Here is a 19,215-nt window from a genome sequence, read left to right on the forward strand (position 1 = left end):
GTTCGTGGGAGGACTCGGGCTCAGGCTGCGGTGGCCGATGTGCGCAGCCGCTGCGGACCCAGCATCTCGGCCGTGAGCCCGAAGGAAGCGATGCGCTCCGGCAGCGGCAGTCCGCGTGCCAGCGCCGCGCAGGCCTCGCCCATGGCGGCCGAGGTCTGGATGCCGTAGCCGCCTTGCGCGGCCACCCAGAAGAAGCCGGGCACGCCGGGCTCGAAACCGCCCACGAGGTCGCCGTCGGCCACGAACGAGCGCAGGCCGGCCCAGGTGCGCGTGGGACGGCGGATGGTGAGCGTGGTCGCCTCCTCGATGCGGTGCATGGCGACGGCGATGTCGTATTCCTCGGGCTGGATGTCCTGCGGCTCGACCAGGTCGGCGTTGGCCGGCGAGCCGAGGAGCATCCCGGCGTCGGGCTTGATGTACCAGCCTTCGTCGGCGCCGAACACCATGGGCCAGCGCGCGACGCTCTCGTCGACCTTGCCGCTCTCGTTTTCCGGCGGCGCGAAGATGAAGGCCGAGCGGCGGCGCGGCTCGATGCCCAGCGGCGGCACACCGGCCATGCGCGCCACGGTGTCGACCCATGCGCCCGCGGCGTTGAGCACCACCGGCGCTTCGTACACCGCACCGCCGGCCTCCACGCGCCAGCGGTTGCCGACGCGGGCGATGGCGGTCACGCCCGCATCGCACACCAGCCGGCCGCCGGCGCGCCGCATGCCGCGCAGGTAGCCCTGGTGGATGGCATGCACGTCCATGTCGGCCGCATCCGGTTCGTACACCGCACCCAGCACCTGGTCGGGCCGCAGCGCCGGCACCAGTTCGCGCGCCTGCGCGCCGGTGAGGCGCGAGGCGCCGGTGCCCATGGCGCGCAGCACGTCCCAGTGCGCCTCGAGCTCGGCCATGTGATCCGCGCCCGCAACCATCATCGCGCCGCGCGGCGTCAGCAGCGGGTGTTCGCAGAAGCCCTCGGGCGGATGTTCGAGGAACGCCCGGCTCGCCATGGTGAGGGCGCGCACCTGCGCCGTGCCGTAGCTTTCCATGAAGAGCGCGGCCGAGCGGCCGGTGGAGTGGTAGCCGGGCTGCGACTCGCGCTCGAGCAGGATCACGCGCGCGTGCGGTGCCAGCCAGTGGGCCGCCGAAGCCCCTGCGATACCGGCGCCGATGACCAGGAAGTCGGTCTCGACGGGAATGTTTGTGGAAGAAGTCATCGGCGAAAAGTGTAGGAACAAATTTGCGGATACGCAAATTAAAAGCGAGCTACCAAGGGGAAACCATGGTGCACCGCAACGGTGAAATTTGCGTTCCCGCAATTTGCGTATACGCAACTTCCGGGCCCGCGTCACGCGGGTTGGTATCGATGGCGCGTGTCCCGGGCTGGCAGAATCCGTGTGCATCACAAGAGAAAGGCGCGCGTGAATCCACACACAGGGACCAAGCCGGCCATGAAGGCCAAGGACGAAGCGCCAACGCTGGACCGCACCACTTTCGGTCACCGCCTGCGCACCGCGCGCAAGCGTTTCGGCTGGACGCTGGCCGAGCTTGCCGAGCGCTCGGGCGTGTCGATCACCACCATCTCGCGAGCGGAGCGCGGGCAGCTCGCCCTGGGCTACGAGAACTTCACCGCGCTCGGCCGTGCGCTCGACATGGACATGAACGCGATGTTCGCGGGCGCCGGCGTAAAGCCCGCGCAGTTCGACGGGCCGGTGGTCACGCGCGCCGGCAAGGGCGTGGTCTACCGCGGCCTGTCATTCGCCTACGAGTTCCTCGGCACCACCGCCGCCGGCAAGCAGATGAGCCCGGTCCTCGGCACGGTGCATGCGCGTCGCATCAACGGTCCGGAAGACTTCGCGCGGCATCCGGGCGAAGAGTTCGCCTATGTGCTGTCGGGCGAGATCGACGTGCACTTCGACACCGGCGAAGTCGTGCGCCTCGCGCGCGGCGATTCGCTGTACTACGACAGCGGCATCGGCCATGCTTACGTGAGCGTGAGCCGCCAGCTCGCGCGCATCGTGGGCGTGACCATCGGCGAAAGCGGGCACATGAAGTCCGCGCGCGAGGCGCCGCCGCTGGTGCCCGCCACGGCGACTGCACGAAAGCCCAAGGCTGCCAAGGGCGCGCCGCCGCCCGCCAGGAAGAGCGCGGCGCGCGCGAAGCGCTGAAGTTTCGCCGCGGCGTGCGGAGCCGGGTGGCGGCCGTGTCGCCGATTTGCTCGAAATCTCCGGAGCGGTCACTATGCTGGCCGCCGTCATTCACTTCGAGCCAGGGCACACCATGACCATGCACGCTTCGTTCTTCACTCTCCGTTCCATCGCGATGGCATGCGGCCTCGCACTCGGCGCCGCTGCCGCCGCGCACGCCGCGCCCGATGCCAGGCTGCTCGCCGCGGCCGAGAAGGCGCAGCCGGCCGTCATCGAGAACCTCAAGGAAATGGTGCTGATCGAATCGGGCAGCCTGAACGTCGATGGCCTGATGAAGATGGCCGACATCGTGGAAGGCGGCCTGAAGTCGGTGGGCTTCAAGACCGAGCGCCGCAAGGCCACCGCCGGCGCGGGCGCCGACATCGTGGTCGGCACGCTCAAGGGCACGGGCAAGCGCCGGATCATGCTGCAAGGCCACATGGACACGGTGTACCCGGGCGGCATCCTCGCGAGCCAGCCGTACAAGGTCGACGGCAACCGCATCTACGGCCCCGGCATCGCCGACGACAAGGGCGGCCTCGCGGTGATCCTCGCGTCGTTGAAGATCCTCGCCGACGCCGGCTGGCGCGACTACGACACGCTCACCGTGGTCATGAACCCCGACGAGGAAGTGGGCTCGGTCGGCTCGGGCGAACTGATCGCCACGCTGGCCGACCAGCACGACACCGTGCTGTCGTTCGAGCCCACGGCGGCCAAGGCGGTGGTCAAGGGCGAATCGCTGCTGCTGGGCGCGGCCGGCATTGCGACCGCCACACTCGAGGTGAAGGGCCGCGCATCGCACGCAGGTGCGGCGCCCGAGCTGGGTCGCAACGCGCTGTACGAGCTGTCGTACCAGATGCTGCAGACCAGGGACCTGCCGAAGGACATCCCGGGCGTGACGCTCAACTGGACCGTGGCGCGTGCGGCCGGACCGCTGAACCAGATCACCGAGAAGGCGCAGGCGATGGGCGACGTGCGCATCACGCAGCCCGGCGCCGAGATGAAGCTCGAGGCCGCGCTGAAGGCGAAGATCGCTGCAGGCAAGCTCATTCCCGATACCGAGACCAGCGTGAAGGTGGAAGTCGGCCGTCCTGCCTTCGTGGCGGGCGAGAAGGGCCGCGCGCTGGCCGAGAAGGCGCAGGCGATCTACAAGGAAATCGACCGTGACCTCGCGCTCGCACCCATGACGGGCGGGGGCACCGACGCGGGTTTCGCAGGCCGCTCGGGCAAGGCCACCGTGGTCGAGAGCTTCGGCCTCGCGGGCTTCGGCTATCACGCGCGCGACGAGTACATCGAGGTCGACTCGATCGTGCCGCGCCTGTACCTCGTCACACGGCTGCTGACCGAGATCGGCAAGAACTGAGCCGACCGACCTGAGCGCCCGGTGCGGCGCTCACGGCTGCGTCGCTAGGGCTGCTGTCCCGGCTCGCCGGGTCGGCCCGGCGGGCGCTGACGTTGCTGCTGCGCGGCTGCTGCGGCGCGTTGCTGCGCCTGCTGTTGTTGTGCCTGCTGGTGCTGCTGCTGTTGTTGCTGCATCTGCTGCTGGCGCTGCATCTGTTGTTGCTTCTGTTGGGCCTGCTGCTGCGCGCGGGCCTGTTGCATCTGCTGCTGTTGCTGCATCTGCTGTTGGCGCTGCTGCATAGCCTGTTGCTGTTGCTGTTGCTGTTGCTCTTGCTGGGCGCGCGCCGCCTGCTGCGCGGCTGCAGCCTGCTGCGCCTGTTGAGCCTGTTGAGCCTGTTGCTGCTGAGCCTGCTGCTGGCGGCGCATCTGCTCCTGCTGCGCCTGTTGCTGCTGCCGCGCCTGGTTCTGTGCCTGCTGTTGCTGCGCTTGCTGCTGTTGCGCCTGCTGCTGTTGCGCCTGCTGCTGCTGCGCCTGCTGCTGCTGTTGCCGCTGGACCTGCTGTTGCTGCTGCATCGCCTGCTGCTGCGCGCGCTGTTGGGCCTGCTGCTGTTGCGCCTCGTTCTGCGCAACCTGTTGTTGCTGTTGCTGTCGCCGTGACTGCTCCGCCTGAGCCTGGGCCCGCCGCTGTTCCTGCTCCTGCTGCTGGCGTTGCTGCGGTTGTTGAAGGGCCTGCTGTGGCTGTTGTTGCGCTCCTTGCGGATTGCCTCCGCGCGCCTGCTGCTGCGCCAGCTGGGCCTGCTGCATCTGCTGGCGGCGCTGCTGCTCCTGCTGCTGGAGTTGTTGTTGCTGGATGCCTTGCGGGTTGCCGCCGCGCGGCTGCTGCTGTGCCAACTGGGCTTGCTGCATCTGCTGGCGGCGCTGCTGTTCCTGTTGTTGCCGCGCTTGCTGCTGCTGGTCCCGCGCCTGTTGCTGCTGCGCCTGCAGTTGACGGGCCTGCTGTTGCTGTGCCTGTTGTTGCTGGGCCTGTTGTTGCTGGGCCTGCTGCTGGGCTCGTTGCTGTTGCGCCTGCGCCTGCGCCTGTTGCTGCGCTACGGCCGCCTGCTGCTGTTGACGTTGTTGCTGCTGCTGCTGCTGCTGCGCGAGCATGGCCTGCTGAGCCTGCTGTTGCTGCGCGAAGCCCGGTCCGCCTGCGAAATTCGGCGGCACACCGCCACGCTCACCGCCGTTGTTGGCGTAGCCGTTTCGCACGTTCACGTTGTTGACCACGGTGGTCGATCGCGAGACGTAGGTGTTGTTGTTGTAGACGACCGCAGGCCGCGCGAATGCCGGTGGAGGTGGGGCGCCTCGGTCGCGGTCGCGACCACGCGCGCGCGGTGCGCCCCAGTTCACGTTCCAGGAATTCCAGCCCCAGCCGTGCCGCTCGAGCGCGCTTCCCACCACCACGCCGGCGCCGAATGCGAGCACGCCTGCCGCCGCGAGCTGGCCGCCGCTGTAGCCCGGCGCTACGGCCACGGGCGGCGCATAGGCATAGCCGGGGTACACCGGCTCGGACGCACCGTAGATCACCTGCGGGTCATAGGCCGGCACGTACACCACGTCGGGCTGTACCGGCTCGATGGTGATGAGCTCGGACGGCGCCTCGATGATGGCAGGCCCGCCGTACACCGGCTGCATGTCCGGCGCCGGCACGTAGTTGCGCGGCGTGGCGGCGCTCGCCACGCGCAGCTTGTCGTTGTTCTTCAGCCGGCCCGCCTTGGCGGCGCGCTGGCGCATGACCTGGATCGCGTTCATCACGTCGGCCGGGTCGTTGTAGTAGGCCTGGCCGAGTGCCGTGGTCCACGGGATGTTGCCCGCGAGCTGGTCCACGACGGGCCGGAACGCGGTGAGCGACTTCACGCTCGGGTCCCACGGCTGCTGGTTCGCGGCATCGGCCAGCGGGCCCGCCTTGAGGTTCCTGTTCTGGCCCAGCCATTCGTGCGCGGCGGTGATCTGGTCGGGGTAGGTGGCGCTCGCTAGAACCTGCGCCACCAGCTTGTCGGGATACAGCGCGATGGGCGCGACCATCTGGTAGAGCTGCTCGGCCGAGGGCGGCGCGTAGGCCGCCGGCACAGCCGCGGCCGGCGCAGCCGCAGCGGGTGTCTGCGGAACCGACGGCGCAGGCATGGTCGTCGTCGGATCGGTGGAGGCCTGCTGCGGCGGCGTGACCGTGGAGGACGTCTTGTCGCAGCCTGCGAGCACGAGCGCGCCGATGCACAGCGAGATCGTCAGCAGCCGCGGGGCGAAGTTGTTGTTGGTCATCTGGAGTTCCATGAGGACGCCGGCGTCGCGCCCGGAACTCTTTCAACGGTGCGCGGCAGGAGGCGATGACAGAGCCTGCGCCGCGGATGCAACGGTCTGTGTCGGTTCTGCGCCGTCAACCCTGTCGGCGCAGAACCACAGGCCGGAGTGCCTGCTTACTTGGAACCGCCCGTGTACTTGGTGACGTTGGCCGCACTCACGTGGTAGCCGCTCACGCCCATCATCGAGTCGTTGCGCAGCGTCTGGAGCTTGCCGGTGACCCAGACGGTGTCCATGGCGCGAAACTTGGCGCCCTTCTGCGGCACCACGTGCAGGATCTGGTTGGCCGGCGGCGGCGGCGTGTGGATGCAGGCGCCGAAGTAGGGCACCAGCAGGAACTCGGTGACCTCGCCCTTGGCTTCCTCGAGCGGCACGATGAAGCCGGGGATCTTCACCTCCACGCCGTTCATGGCGGGGTTGGTGGGGGCGTTGTTGGATACCTCCTGCATCTTCATGAGCAGCTCGTTGGCCTTCGGGTCGCCGTCGTCGAGCGCGCTCAGGTCCATGCCCTTGAACTCCTTGGCAGGGTCCCAGTCCTTGGGCACCAGTTCTTCCCAGGTGATCTGGCGCGCCTGCCCCGGCGTGGCCTTGGCCGCGGCCGGCGCCGCCGTCTTGCCCCCGAGCGGGTTGGCTGCGGTGGTGTCCTTCGGTGCGGGCTCGGCGGCCCAGGCGGCAGCGGCGAGGCCGGCTCCGGCGATCAGCATGGAAACGCGCGAGATGGCCATGGCCCTGAAGGGCTTCGTGGTGGTCGTTGCGTGGGCGATGGGCATGTTCAGATTCTCGGTGAGAGGCCGTCGGCCAGGGAGAGCCGGTAGGCGCGGATGCCGGGCAGCAGGCTCGCGAGCCAACCCGCGACCAGCAGGCTCGCCATCAGCAGCCATTCGTTCAGTGTAGGTTCGGAAAGGCTCAATGTCAGCCCGAACTGCGCCTGCAGCCATGGCGAGAGCAGGGCGATGCCCAGCACCGCCATCATCACGCCGAGCGCCACGCCGAGCACGGTGACCATCGCGCCTTCGAGCGCGAGCAGCGCCAGCACATGGCGAAGCCCGGCGCCCACGGCGCGCAGCACGGCGAGCTCGCGCCGGCGCTCGTTGAGGCCTGCCATCACCACCGACACCAGGCCCGCGAGGCTCACGAGTGCGACCAGCGCCGACATCAGCAGCAGCGCGTTCTCGCCGATGCCGATCACGCTCCACAGTTCGTCGAGCGCCACGCCGGGCAGGATGGCCATGAGCGGTTCGCCGGTGTAGGTGGAGATCCAGCGCTGCACGCCGAATACCGCGGCGCGGTTCTTCAGGCCGACCAGCGCGGCCGTCACGTTCTTGGGCGTGAGGTCGAACTTGCGCACCTGCTCGGCCGGGATGTGCACGCCGGGCATCGGTGCGCCGCCCACCCATTCGAGGTGGATCGCTTCCATGGCCGCGAGGCCGATGTGCACAGTGCGGTCGACCGGCGTGCCGGTGCGCGCGAGCACGCCGACCACGGTAAAGGGCTTGTCGGCGTGCTCGGCCACGTTGAGCTCGCCGCTGCCGTGCGCCAGGGTGATCTTCTGGCCCACGTGGTAGCCGAGCTTGTCGGCCACCTCGGCGCCGACCACCGCGTCGAACAGCTCGCTGAAGGGCTTGCCCTCGCGCAGTTTCAGCGTCTGCCTGTCGCCGTAGCGAAAGCGCGTGAAGTAGTCGGTCGAGGTGGCCAGCACCGCGAAGCCGCGGTGCGAGTCGCCCAGCGACAGCGGCACCACCCAGTCCACGCCCGGGTGCGCCTGCAGCGCCTGCACGCTCTTCCACGAGATGTTGTTGGTGGCGGCCCCGATGCGGAACACCGAATACAGCAGCAGCTGCGTGGAGCCGGTGCGCGCGCCGACGATCAGGTCGGTGCCCGAGACGGACGAGGCGAAGTTCTCGCGCAGCTCGGTGCGAATGCGCTCCACGCCGAGCAGAAGGAAGGTCGACAGCGCGATGGAGAACACCGTGAGCGCAAGCGTGAAGCGCCGGTTCCAGGCGCTGCGCCATGCGATCGAGAAAAGCGCCCGCATCAGCAGACCTCCGCGCCGCGCGCTGCGGCATTCGTCCTGGGAGCGGCCCGGCGGCTCATGCGTCCACCGCCATCGCGCTGCTCGCGGCGCGGTTGATCTCGGGCAACAGCACGTGCCGCGCGAAGCGCTGTGCAATGCGCTGGTCGTGGCTCACGAACACCAGGGCGCTGCGGTTCTCGACGCAAGCTGTCAGCAGCACGTCGAGGAAGGCTTCGCGCCGGTCCTCGTCGAGCGCCGACGTCGGCTCGTCGGCGATCACCACCTCGGGCTGGCCGATGAGCGCACGCGCCGCGGCCACGCGCTGCTGCTGGCCCACGGAAAGCTGCAGCGCCTGGCGCGTCCACAGGTTGCGGTCCAGGCCCATCTGCGAGAGCAGGTGTTCGGCTTCCTCGCGCGCGCTGCCGTTGCGCGAGGCCTGCGTTTCACGCCGGGCCGAGAAACGGCAGGGCAGCAGCACGTTGTCGAGCACGCTCAGGTACGGCAGAAGGTTGAACTGCTGGAAGATGTAGCCCACGTGCGCCACGCGGCAGCGGTCGCGCGCGGCGCCCGAGAGCTGCGACCAGTCGTGGCCCAGCAGCATGACGCGGCCTTCGTCGGCCACCAGCACGCCGGCAAGCAGCGACAGCAGCGTGCTCTTGCCGCAGCCGCTCGGGCCGTGGAGGAACACCGATTCGCCAGCGGCAATGCGGAAGGCCTCGATGTCGATGCAGGGCGCCTTGCCGCCGGGCCAGGTGAAGCGCAGTGCCTCGGCGGCGAGCACGACGCGCAGCAGCGAGGCGTCGGCGGAACCCGCCGACCCTGCGTGAGCGGTGGTGCTCACGTCCTACTTGCCCCAGCTCAGGCGCGCGGGCTGCGCGGCCTGCGCACCGGCGGGCCGCTTCAGCTGGCGCTTGAACTGGCCCTGCGCGGAGGCGATCTGCGAATCGATCTGCCGCAGGCCCTTGAAGGCGCCGAACAAATTCACATCGATGAACTTCGCGGCGGCCGCATTGGTGCAGTTGAAGGAGAAGGTGGCGTCGAGGTCGGCGTGGCCGGCGGGCTCGGCCGGGTCCGGGTTGCCGAGGCCGAGCGCGCCGGAGCGCAGGTCGACGGGGCCGAGCTTGCAGTTGGCCGCGGGGTCGACGACGAACAGCTTGTCGGCCGAGCGCAACTGGGCCACCGCGTCCTCCACGGCCTTCTTCTCGGCATCGGTCTTGGGCGCGCGTTCGAAGCCGACGATGTTGTCCAGCGGCGACTCCATGTCGATCACCACCGTGGGGCCGTCGATGGCCACGTCGAGCTTGAGCTGGCCGTGAACGTGCGCGTGCTGCTGTTGCGCCTGGGCCGGCAGGAACGGGGCGGCCGCGAAAAGTGCGGCGGCCATTGCGAGACCGGCGGTGCGTTGCAGTGTCCGGAATCGTCGATTCGTCAATGTCATGGTTCAGCGCCTTGCCGGGTCGGCAGCCCCGGCGTGTTGCTCCATTCGCTCCAGCTGCCGGCATAGAGCGCGGTCGTCCCCAGACCCGCGATCTGCATCGCGAGCAGGTTGGGCACGGCGCTCACGCCACTGCCGCACTGATGGACAACGCTCGCCGGGTCCCGGCCCCCGAGCAGCGATTCGAACTCGGCGCGCAGTTGCGAGGCCGGCTTGAACTTGCCGTCTGGGCCGATGTTCTCGGCGAAGGGGCGGTTGAGTGCCCCCGGGATGTGACCGGCAATCGGGTCCAGAGGTTCCACCTCGCCGCGGTAACGTGCACCGGCGCGTGCGTCGATCAGGTTCTGGTCAGGCTGGCCGAGCCGGCGCACCACCGTGTCGGTGGTGACGAGCTTCGCGATCGGTTCGCCGGTGACGAAGTTCGACTGGAAGCGAGCGGGCTCCTCGCGGCCCGTGACTTCGCCGCCCGCGGCCTGCCAGGCCTGCAGGCCGCCGTCGAGCACGGCCACGGCGTCGTGGCCCATCCACTTGAGCATCCACCAGAGGCGCCCGCAGTAGTTGGCGCCGTTGCGGTCGTACACCACGGCCTGCATGCCGTTGGCAAAACCGATGCTCGACAGCCATTGCGCGAACTTCTCGCGGCTGGGCAGCGGATGGCGCCCGCCCGAGGCCGGAATCCCGTCGTCCTGCGCCACCACCACGTCGCCATGCGCGCCGGGTGCGCCATGCCTGGCGCTGAGGTCGGTGTCGAGGTTGGCGTAGTGAGCGCCCGGAATGTGCGCGGCGGCGTACTGCTGCGCGCCTGCCTCGGGCTTCATGAGATCGAAGCTGCAGTCGAACACCATGTGCGGGGTGTCGCCCGCCTGCAGCTGCTGGAACTGTTCGACGGAGATGAGGGTGGTGTACATGGTGCTTGCTCCTTCGAAAAGTGACGTCGTCGTTGCGTCTGTCAGTGTTCTTCCGCCGGCGCCTTGGGCACCGCCCGTTGTCGCAACACAGTTGCAGCAATGCCGCTGGCGATGATAAGGGCCATGCCGCCCCAGCCGGCGGCGTCGATGCGCTCGTGGAACACCAGCACGCCGTAGAACGCAGCGAAGACGATGCCCGAATACTGCAGGTTCGCGACCACCAGCGTACCGGCCTGGGTCTTGGCCGTGGCGTAGGCGCGCGTCATGCAAAGTTGTCCGAGGGCGGCGAGCAGGCCGATCGGCAGCAGCCACAGCGCATGCTGCCATGTCCATGCGCTGCCGCCCGAAAACCCCGTGGCGGCCGTGGCGAAAGCGCCGGCCACGGCCGAGCCGACCGCGAAGTAGAAGACGGTGCGCAACTCGGGCTCGCCGATGCGCGACAGCGCCACCACCTGCATGTAGGCGAAGGCGGCGGTCAGGCCCGACAGCAGGCCCAGCATGCCGGCGAAACCCTCGTTGCCGCTGACGCTGGGCTTGAGCATGAGCACCACGCCCACGAAGCCCGCGAGCACCGTCATGGCCAGCGCGCCCTGCAAAGGCGGTCGCTGGACCCGGCCGTCGCGCCCGGGCACCGGCACCCAGGCCAGCAGTGCGCCGCCCACGAGGAAGGCCGCGACCCACACGCTGCTCATGTAGTTGAGCGTGACCGCGGTGGCCAGCGGCATGTGCGCGATCGCATAGAACCACGCGCCCAGCGACACCACGCCGATGGTGCTGCGCCATGCGTGCATGCCGGGGTACCTGGTGGCCAGCGACACCCCGCGGCTGCGCGCCAGCAGCCACAGGAACACGATGCCGATCAGGCCGCGTCCCAGGACCATCTCGCCGCTGTTGAACCACTCGGAGGCGATCTTGACGACCACGCTCATCGTGGCGAACAGAAAGGCCCCCAGCACCATCCACAGCGCTTGCACTATTGGCTCTCCCCCAGACTTCGCGCACTTCGTGTCGCTTCTCCTGCCCCCTCGCCGGGGGCAACACCGGCGGCCCGGCGAAGCCGGTTCCGCGGTGTTCCCCGAACACCCGTCGATGCCGCGTTCATCGGCTCAGGCGTTCTGCATCGCGCTGCGGTACCACTCGTGGAACTGCTGCATGCCGTCTTCCATCGGGCTCTGGTAGGGGCCGGTCTCGTTGTCGCCGCGCAGCATGAGCGCGCGGCGGCCGGCGTCCATGCGCTCGGCGATCTCGTCGTCTTCCACGCAGGTTTCCATGTAGGCGGCCTGCTGGGCCTCGACGAACTCGCGCTCGAAGGCGACGATTTCCTCGGGATAGAAGAACTCGACCATGTTGAGGGTCTTCGTCGGGCTGACCGGGTGCAGCGTCGACACCGTGAGCACGTGCGGATACCACTCGACCATCACGTGCGGGTAGTAGGTGAGCCAGATGGCGCCGTACTTCGGCGGCTTGCCTTCGCGGTACTTGAGCAGCTGCTCCTGCCACTTCTGGTAGACAGGGCTGCCCGCGCGGCCGAGCCGGTTGGCCACGCCCACCGTCTGCACCGAGTAGCGCGGCTTGAACTCCCAGCGCAGGTCGTCGCAGGTGACGAATTGCCCCAAGCCGGGGTGGAACGGGCCGACGTGGTAGTCCTCGAGGTAGACCTCGATGAAGGTCTTCCAGTTGTAGTTGCACTCGTGCAATTCGACGCGGTCGAGCGCGTAGCCCGAGAAGTCGAGATCGGCTTGCGGTCCGAGTCCGGCCATGTCGGCGGCCACGTCGGGGCCGCAGCCGTCGGCGTTCTTTTCGAACAGCAGTCCGTTCCACTCGGTCAGCGGGTAGTTGTGCAGGTTCAGGCAGGGGTCCTGCTCGAAGTGCGGGGCGCCGATCAGCGTGCCGGTGGTGCGCGAGTCGCTCGCGGCATAGGTCCAGCGATGCAGCGGGCAGACGATGTTGCCGCCGGTCTGGCTGTCGAGCTGGCCCCGGCCCTTCAGGATCAGGGCCTGGCGGTGGCGGCACACGTTGGAGATCAGCTCCACGCCCTTGGGCGTGTGCACCAGCGCGCGGCCCTGGTGCTCCTGGGGCAGCGTATGGAAATCGCCCTTTTCGGGCACGGCCAGGCGATGGCCGACATAGCGGGGCCCTCGCGCAAAAAGGTTCTGCATTTCGCGGGCATAGAGGGCCTCGTCGAAATACGCGGAAACTGGAAGTTGGCTCGCGGCCTGCTGCAGTTGAAGACTTAAATCAGACATGGAGGACCTGACCAAGCTCCCCACAGGGAGAGAAGAAGAAAAAAGAACGGAAAGGCGCCGCCTGTGTGGTTCGGCGGCCCGAAGAGGGTGCTGACTTCGTCAACGAGAGAAGTTCGCATTGTACCCGGGGGGCACTTTTTTGCCCCTCGCCTTTTTGTCCGGCTTCGGGGTGCCTGCGGCGGGCGCCCGGGTCACCGTCCTAAAATGCCCGGTTTCACCCACGTTTCGCTTGCATGCCCAAGGTGCCTTCTCCTTCCCCGACCAGCCCGGCGGCAACGCCCGATACCGGCCCGCTGCCTGCCAGCTACGAGGCCGGACTCCAGGAACTGGAACAGCTGGTGGCGGAACTCGAATCGGGCCAGCTGCCGCTCGACCAGTTGCTCGGCAGCTACCAGCGCGGCGCCGCGCTGCTCGCCTTCTGCCGCGACAAGCTGCAGGCGGTCGAGGACCAGATCAAGGTGCTCGACGCGGGCAGCCTCAAGGCCTGGGCGGCCGAATGAGCGCCGCGACGATGAATCCCCCCCATTGGGACGCGAAGACCCTGGCCGGATGGAGCGAACCCCACCTGGCGAATGTCGAATCGGCGCTGTCGCGCTGGGTCGGCGTCGATGCGCCGGTGCTGCTCGGCGACGCGATGCGCTATGCCGTGCTCGACGGCGGCAAGCGGCTGCGGCCGCTGCTGGTGCTGGCGGCCAGCGAGGCCGTCGGCGGCAACACTGTCGCGGCCCTGCGCGCGGCCTGCGCCACCGAGCTGATCCACGCCTATTCGCTGGTGCATGACGATCTCCCGTGCATGGACAACGACGTCCTGCGCCGCGGCAAACCCACGGTGCACGTCAAGTTCGGCGAGGCCGACGCGCTGCTGGCCGGCGATGCGCTGCAGGCCCTGGCCTTCGAGCTGCTCACGCCCGAAGGCGACGAGATTCCACCCGCGATGAAGGCCTCGCTGTGCCGCCTGCTCGCACGCGCCGCGGGCAGCCAGGGCATGGCGGGCGGCCAGGCGATCGACCTCGCCAGCGTCGGCATCGCACTGAACGAAGCGCAACTGCGCGAAATGCACCGCCTGAAGACCGGCGCGCTGCTGCAGGGCAGCGTGGAGATGGGCGCTGCATGCGGCCCTGTCTCATCGGCCGCGCTGGCTGCGCTGCGCGACTACGGCGCGGCCATCGGCCTCGCGTTCCAGGTGGTCGACGACATCCTCGATGTCACCGCCGACTCGCAGACCCTGGGCAAGACCGCCGGCAAGGACGCAGCGGCCGACAAGCCCACCTACGTCTCGCTGCTCGGCCTCGACGGCGCGCGCGCCCAGGCCCGCCAGCTGCTGGCCGACGCGCTCGCCGCGCTGGAACGAAGCGGGCTGGCCGACACCGCAGCGCTGCGCGCATTGGCCCACATGGTGGTCGACCGAGATCGCTGAGAGAGAAAAGAACAACCCTTCATGGCTCCGCTGCTCCCCACACTCCACGACCCCGCACCGATCCGCAAATACGACCGGGCCCAACTGCGCCAGCTCTCCGACGAAGTGCGCGCCTGCGTGCTCGACAACGTCTCGCGCACCGGCGGCCACCTGAGTTCCAACCTCGGTACCGTCGAACTCACGGTCGCGCTGCACCATGTGTTCAACACGCCGCACGACCGGCTGGTGTGGGACGTGGGCCACCAGACGTACCCGCACAAGATCCTGACGGGCCGGCGCGAGCGCATGCCCACGCTGCGCCAGATCGGCGGCATCTCGGGCTTTCCGCAGCGCACCGAGAGCGAGTACGACACCTTCGGCACCGCGCACTCGTCGACCAGCATCTCGGCCGCCTTGGGCATGGCCATGGCCGCGAAGCAGAAGGGCGAAGACCGCCACACCGTGGCCATCATCGGCGACGGTGCGCTCACGGCCGGCATGGCCTTCGAGGCCCTGAACAACGCGGGCGTGTGCGACTGCAAGCTGCTGGTGATCCTGAACGACAACGACATGTCGATCAGCCCGCCGGTGGGTGCGCTCAACCGCTACCTCGCGCAGCTGATGAGCGGCAACTTCTACGCCGCCGCCAAGAGCGTCGGCAAGAGCGTGCTGCGCAATGCGCCGCCGCTGTTCGAACTGGCCAAGCGCCTCGAGCAGCATGCCAAGGGCATGGTGGTGCCGGCCACGCTGTTCGAGCAGTTCGGCTTCAACTACGTCGGCCCTATCGACGGCCACGACCTCGACTCGCTGGTGCCCACGCTGGAGAACCTCAAGCACCTCGACGGCCCGCAGTTCCTGCACGTGGTCACCAAGAAGGGCCAGGGCTACAAGTTGGCGGAGGCCGACCCCGTGGCCTACCACGGCCCCGGCAAGTTCGATCCGCAGGTGGGCCTGGTCAAGCCGACCGCCGTCGCCAAGCAGACCTTCACGCAGGTGTTCGGCCAGTGGCTGTGCGACACCGCCGCCGCCGATGGCCGCCTCGTGGGCATCACGCCCGCGATGCGCGAGGGCTCGGGACTCGTGGAGTTCGAGAAGCGCTTCCCCGAGCGCTACTACGACGTCGGCATCGCCGAACAGCACGCCGTGACCTTCGCGGCCGGCCTCGCCTGCGAGGGGCTGAAGCCGGTGGTGGCGATCTACTCGACCTTCCTGCAGCGCGCCTACGATCAGCTGATCCACGACGTGGCGATCCAGAACCTGCCGGTGGTGTTCGCGCTCGACCGCGCCGGGCTGGTGGGCGCCGATGGCGCGACGCATGCGGGCGCGTACGACATCCCGTTCCTGCGCTGCATTCCCAACATGAGCATCGCGTGCCCGGCCGACGAGCGCGAAACGCGCCAGCTGCTGAGCAGCGCCTACGAGCAGAACCATCCGGTGGCCGTGCGCTATCCGCGCGGCTCGGGTGCCGGCGTGGCGCCGCACCTCACGCTGGAATCCCTGCCTCTGGGCAAGGGCGAAGTCCGCCGCGAAGGCAAGCGGATCGCCGTTCTTGCCTTCGGCACGTTGCTGTACCCCGCACTCGCCGCCGCCGAGTTGCTCGATGCCACCGTGGTCAACATGCGCTGGGCCAAGCCGCTGGATGTCGAGCTGCTGCTGAAAGTGGCGGCCACGCACGACGCCATCGTCACGCTGGAAGAGGGCGCCATCATGGGTGGCGCCGGCAGCGCGGTGCTGGAGGCCCTGCAGGCTGCCAATGTGCAGAAGCCGGTGCTGCAGCTGGGCCTGCCCGACCGCTTCATCGAACACGGCGACCCGGCCAAGCTGCTGTCGGGCATCGGGCTCGATGCGGCAGGCATCGAAAAATCCATCGCCGACCGCTTCGGCCGCGCCTGAGTTTTCGGTATTGCTCTTTCCCCTCCCGGGGAAAGGCTGGGATGGGGGCAAGCGGCTCCAAAGCTGCGCGGCGTTGAAGGCCGCGTGCCCCCGCCCCGACCCTCCCCCGGAAGGAGGGAGAAAGAAAAGACAGCCGGCTCAGCTGCCCAGGTAAGCGTCCTGCACCTTCGGGTTGCCCAGCAGCTCGCGCCCCGTGCCTTCCAGCACGATGCTCCCGGTCTCGATCACATACGCCCGGTCCGCGATCTTCAGCGCCTGGCGCACGTTCTGCTCCACCAGGAAGATCGTCAGCCCCTGCCGGTTGATCTCGCGCAGCGTGCGGAAGATGTCCTGCACGATGATCGGCGCGAGGCCCATCGAAGGCTCGTCGAGCAGCAGCACGCGCGGCTTGGCCATCAGCGCGCGGCCGATGGCCAGCATCTGCTGTTCGCCGCCCGACAGGTTGCCCGCCAGGCCGTCGGCCCGGTCCTTCAGCACCGGGAAGAGCGCGTAGATGCGTTCCAGGTCGGCCGCGCGCGCGGCCGCGCCGTCGCGCCGCGTGTAGGCGCCGAGCTCCAGGTTGTCGCGCACCGTCAGCGTGGTCAGCGTGGCGCGGCCCTCGGCCACCTGCACCACGCCGCCGGCGACGATCTTGTGCGGAGACAGCGCGGTGATGTCCTGCCCCGCGAAGGTCACGCGGCCGGATGCCTTCTTCACCAGGCCCGACAGCGCCAGCAGCGTGGTCGACTTGCCGGCGCCGTTGGCGCCCACGAGCGTGGTGATCTGCCCTTCGTGCAGTTCGAAGTCGATGCCCTTCACGGCTTCCACGTGGCCGAAGGACACCTTCAGGTCCTTCACCTGCAGCAGGGGGGGCGTCATGGTGCCGCTCATGCCGCTGCCTCCTCGTTCGTGGCTTCGTCGTCTTCGCGGCCCAGGTAGGCCTCGATCACCTGCGGGTCGTTGCGGATCGCGTCGGGGCCGCCGCGCGCGATGATGCGCCCGAAGTTCAGCACCGCGATCTGCTGGCACAGGCCCATCACGAAGCGCATGTCGTGCTCGATCATGAAGACCGTGAAACCGCGCGTGGCGATGTTCTCGATCTCCACCATCAGCTCGCTCTTCTCGGTGCTGTTCATGCCCGCCACCGGCTCGTCGAGCAGCAGCAGCTTGGGGTCGGTGGCCAGCGCACGCGCCAGCTCCAGCTTGCGCTGGTCGCCGTAGGAAAGGTTGTCGGCCACGTCGTCGGCCTTGTGGTCGAGCCTGACCCAGCTCAGGAGTTCGCGGGCGCGGTCGCGTGCGCGCTTCTCCTCGCTGCGGAACAGGCCGGAGCTCGCCAGCAGGCCGAAAGGGCCGTAGCGCAGCTTGGCGTCCATGCCCACGATCACGTTCTCCAGCAGCGACATCTCCTTGAAGATGCGGATGTTCTGGAAGGTGCGCGCGATGCCGCCGCGGGTGATCTGGAAGGGCTTGCGGCCCGCCAGGTCCTGGCCCTCGAAGTGGATGGTGCCGCTGGTGGTCGGCAGCAGGCCGGTGATCAGGTTGAACACCGTGGTCTTGCCGGCGCCGTTCGGACCGATCAGCCCGAAGATGCCGCCCTTGGGAATGTCGAGGTTCACGTCCTGCAGGACCTTGAGCCCGCCGAAGTGGCGCGACACGCCCTTCAATGTCAGAAGCGTATCGCTCATGCTGCGCTCCCCTTGCGGCCGAACCACTGGCGGATGCGCGCCGGGTCCCAGATGCCCTTGGGCAGGAACAGCACGATCAGCACCAGGATGAAGCCGTTGACCACCAGGCGGAAGGCCCCCAGGCCGCGCAGCGTTTCCGGCAGCAGCGTGAGGATGGTGCCGCCCAGCACCGGGCCGGTGAGGCCGCCGATGCCGCCCAGGATCGCCATCGTCAGGATGTCGACCGCGCGGTTGAAGCCGTACTCGGCCGGACCGATGAAGAAGGTCAGGTGCGCATTCAGCGTGCCCGCCAGGCCGGCGATGGCACCGCCCAGCACGAAGGCCAGCATCTTGTGGCCCGCCACGTCGATGCCCATCAGGCCGGCGGCGGTCTCGTCTTCCTTGATGGCTTCGAAGGCGCGGCCCACCTTGGAGCGGCGCACGCGCCACAGCACCAGCAGCGTGAGCACCAGCGCGAGCGCCACGTGCCACCACTCGGTCGATTGCGGAATGCCGTTCAGCCCCAGCGCGCCGCCCGTGAGCGACTCGGCGTTGAGGATGGCGATGCGTACCACCTCGCCGAAGGCCAGCGTGGCCATCGCGAGGTACACGCCCGACAGGCGCAGCGTGGGCTTGCCGATGACGAACGCCACCACGGCGGGCGCGGCCATGCCCGCGGCGATGGCCACCGGGAAGGGCGCGCCGTAGTTCAGCGTCAGGATCGACGCGGTGTACGCGCCGATGCCCATGAATGCCGCGTTGGCCAGGGCCAGCATGCCGCAGGCGAGCGTGAGCCAGATCGAGAGAGCCAGCAGCCCGTTGATGCCCAGCGAGAGCACCAGGTTGCTGTAGACCGACCAGAAGTTGTCGAGCGCTTCCATCATCAGACCTTGCGCTCCTTCAGCGAACCGAAAAGACCCTTCGGGCGCACCAGCAGCACGAGGAACAGCAGGCCGAAGGCCACCGCGTCGCGCATGTTGGAGCCTACGTAGGCCACCGACAGCACCTCTGCGAAGCCGAGGAACAGGCCGCCGAGCAATGCCCCGCGGATGTCGCCCATGCCGCCCAGGATGATCACCGCGATGCCCTTCTCGAGCATCGGCTGGCCCATCAGCGGGAAGAGGGCGTTCGAATACAGGCCGATCAGCACGCCCGCCACGCCGCCCAGGCCGGCGGCCACGAACGAGGTCAGGTAGAACAGGCCCTCGACGTTCACGCCCACCAGGTAGGCCGCCTTGGGCGACTCCGCGATGGCGCGCAGCGCGCGGCCCAGCTGCGTGCGCTGCAGCGACAGCATCAGCACGCCCATGAGCACGAAGGACGCCAGCACGATGCCCAGCTCGAGCACGGTGACGTGGATGCCGGCGAACACCAGCGCGTCGTCGGGAATGGTGCCGGGCGGGAAGCGCAGGTTTTCCGCGCCGAAGATGCCCTGGATGCCGTTGTTCAGGATGATGGCCACGCCGATGGTGGCGATCATCGGAATCAGGTGGGGTGCGTTGCGCTTGCGCAGCGGCTTGAGCACCAGCACGTCGACCAGGAATCCCAGCACCCCGCAGAAGGCGAAGGCGAAAGGCAGGCCGACCCACAGCGGCATGCCCGAGACGCGCATGAACTCGGCGGCCGAGTAGGCGCCGACCATGAACACCGCGCCATGCGAGAGGTTGATGACGCCGAGCACGCCGAAGATGAGTGTGAAGCCGAGCGCGAAGAGTGCGTAGACGCACCCCAGCGACAAGGCGTTGACAAGCTGCTGATCGAGCACGATGGGCTTCCGTCAGGCCGCAACCTCCAGGGCATTGCGGCGAATCAAAAAAGAAAACGGCGCAGA

General features: G+C 68.5%; 18 protein-coding genes. 5 read left to right on the forward strand and 13 right to left on the reverse strand.

Features of this window, described 5'->3' with window-relative positions; translation table 11 throughout:
• Window positions 1-20 precede the first annotated feature (20 nt).
• On the reverse strand, window positions 21-1,202 hold the full coding sequence (locus AACL56_RS10980; protein ID WP_339089866.1) for an NAD(P)/FAD-dependent oxidoreductase: 1,182 nt from the start codon (window positions 1,200-1,202) through the stop codon (window positions 21-23).
• Between the two features lie 204 nt (window positions 1,203-1,406).
• On the opposite strand from AACL56_RS10980, the gene AACL56_RS10985 reads away from it, so the two are divergent.
• The gene (locus AACL56_RS10985; protein ID WP_339089867.1) at window positions 1,407-2,153 is read left to right on the forward strand and encodes an XRE family transcriptional regulator; all 747 of its coding nucleotides are present in this window, start codon (window positions 1,407-1,409) and stop codon (window positions 2,151-2,153) included.
• Window positions 2,154-2,265: 112 nt separating this feature from the next.
• Entirely contained in the window at window positions 2,266-3,534 is a 1,269-nt protein-coding gene (locus AACL56_RS10990; RefSeq protein ID WP_339089868.1) for a M20/M25/M40 family metallo-hydrolase, read from the forward strand.
• A 44-nt stretch (window positions 3,535-3,578) separates the two neighbouring features.
• On the opposite strand, the gene AACL56_RS10995 is transcribed toward AACL56_RS10990, so the two are convergent.
• The 8 genes from AACL56_RS10995 to AACL56_RS11030 all read right to left on the reverse strand — a co-directional run bounded on the left by AACL56_RS10995 (window position 3,579) and on the right by AACL56_RS11030 (window position 12,452).
• The gene (locus AACL56_RS10995; protein WP_339089869.1) at window positions 3,579-5,810 is read right to left on the reverse strand and encodes a DUF3300 domain-containing protein; all 2,232 of its coding nucleotides are present in this window, start codon (window positions 5,808-5,810) and stop codon (window positions 3,579-3,581) included.
• Between the two features lie 155 nt (window positions 5,811-5,965).
• The gene (locus AACL56_RS11000; RefSeq protein WP_339089870.1) at window positions 5,966-6,619 is read right to left on the reverse strand and encodes a DUF3299 domain-containing protein; all 654 of its coding nucleotides are present in this window, start codon (window positions 6,617-6,619) and stop codon (window positions 5,966-5,968) included.
• Between the two features lie 2 nt (window positions 6,620-6,621).
• Entirely contained in the window at window positions 6,622-7,884 is a 1,263-nt protein-coding gene (locus AACL56_RS11005) for an ABC transporter permease (protein ID WP_339089871.1), read from the reverse strand.
• 55 nt (window positions 7,885-7,939) lie between these two features.
• A complete protein-coding gene (locus AACL56_RS11010) occupies window positions 7,940-8,704 on the reverse strand; it encodes an ABC transporter ATP-binding protein (RefSeq protein ID WP_425337005.1) in 765 nt (254 codons plus the stop codon).
• A gap of 3 nt (window positions 8,705-8,707) precedes the next feature.
• Entirely contained in the window at window positions 8,708-9,247 is a 540-nt protein-coding gene (locus AACL56_RS11015) for a DUF2796 domain-containing protein (protein ID WP_339089872.1), read from the reverse strand.
• A gap of 50 nt (window positions 9,248-9,297) precedes the next feature.
• Window positions 9,298-10,206 (reverse strand): sulfurtransferase, encoded by a 909-nt coding sequence (locus tag AACL56_RS11020; RefSeq protein ID WP_339089873.1) that lies wholly within the window; start codon window positions 10,204-10,206, stop codon window positions 9,298-9,300.
• Window positions 10,207-10,247: 41 nt separating this feature from the next.
• Window positions 10,248-11,165 carry a DMT family transporter gene (locus AACL56_RS11025; RefSeq protein ID WP_339092846.1) on the reverse strand — a complete coding sequence of 306 codons (918 nt, stop codon included), beginning with the start codon at window positions 11,163-11,165 and terminating at the stop codon, window positions 10,248-10,250.
• A gap of 147 nt (window positions 11,166-11,312) precedes the next feature.
• On the reverse strand, window positions 11,313-12,452 hold the full coding sequence (locus AACL56_RS11030; protein WP_339089874.1) for an aromatic ring-hydroxylating oxygenase subunit alpha: 1,140 nt from the start codon (window positions 12,450-12,452) through the stop codon (window positions 11,313-11,315).
• Between the two features lie 233 nt (window positions 12,453-12,685).
• Here AACL56_RS11030 and xseB point away from each other — a divergent pair, with 233 nt between their 5' ends.
• From xseB to dxs, 3 genes are read left to right on the forward strand one after another with little or no spacing between them, the layout of a single operon-like run.
• Window positions 12,686-12,952 carry an exodeoxyribonuclease VII small subunit gene (gene xseB, locus AACL56_RS11035; protein WP_339089875.1) on the forward strand — a complete coding sequence of 89 codons (267 nt, stop codon included), beginning with the start codon at window positions 12,686-12,688 and terminating at the stop codon, window positions 12,950-12,952.
• A complete protein-coding gene (locus AACL56_RS11040; protein WP_425337006.1) occupies window positions 12,949-13,869 on the forward strand; it encodes a polyprenyl synthetase family protein in 921 nt (306 codons plus the stop codon). Before xseB ends, AACL56_RS11040 begins: the two co-directional genes overlap by 4 nt.
• A gap of 21 nt (window positions 13,870-13,890) precedes the next feature.
• On the forward strand, window positions 13,891-15,741 hold the full coding sequence (gene dxs / locus AACL56_RS11045; RefSeq protein ID WP_339089877.1) for a 1-deoxy-D-xylulose-5-phosphate synthase: 1,851 nt from the start codon (window positions 13,891-13,893) through the stop codon (window positions 15,739-15,741).
• A gap of 138 nt (window positions 15,742-15,879) precedes the next feature.
• On the opposite strand, the gene AACL56_RS11050 is transcribed toward dxs, so the two are convergent.
• From AACL56_RS11050 to AACL56_RS11065, 4 genes are read right to left on the reverse strand one after another with little or no spacing between them, the layout of a single operon-like run.
• Window positions 15,880-16,611, reverse strand: a complete 732-nt coding sequence (locus tag AACL56_RS11050; RefSeq protein ID WP_425337007.1) for an ABC transporter ATP-binding protein — start codon at window positions 16,609-16,611, stop codon at window positions 15,880-15,882.
• Window positions 16,608-17,405, reverse strand: a complete 798-nt coding sequence (locus tag AACL56_RS11055) for an ABC transporter ATP-binding protein (RefSeq protein WP_339089878.1) — start codon at window positions 17,403-17,405, stop codon at window positions 16,608-16,610. Before AACL56_RS11055 ends, AACL56_RS11050 begins: the two co-directional genes overlap by 4 nt.
• A complete protein-coding gene (locus AACL56_RS11060) occupies window positions 17,402-18,265 on the reverse strand; it encodes a branched-chain amino acid ABC transporter permease (RefSeq protein WP_339092848.1) in 864 nt (287 codons plus the stop codon). Before AACL56_RS11060 ends, AACL56_RS11055 begins: the two co-directional genes overlap by 4 nt.
• A gap of 2 nt (window positions 18,266-18,267) precedes the next feature.
• Window positions 18,268-19,149, reverse strand: coding sequence for a branched-chain amino acid ABC transporter permease (locus AACL56_RS11065; RefSeq protein WP_339089879.1), 882 nt, complete (start codon window positions 19,147-19,149; stop codon window positions 18,268-18,270).
• Between the last annotated feature and the right edge of the window lie 66 nt (window positions 19,150-19,215).

The organism is Variovorax paradoxus (assembly GCF_902712855.1).
Taxonomy (GTDB): Bacteria; Pseudomonadota; Gammaproteobacteria; order Burkholderiales; family Burkholderiaceae_C; genus Variovorax; species Variovorax paradoxus_Q.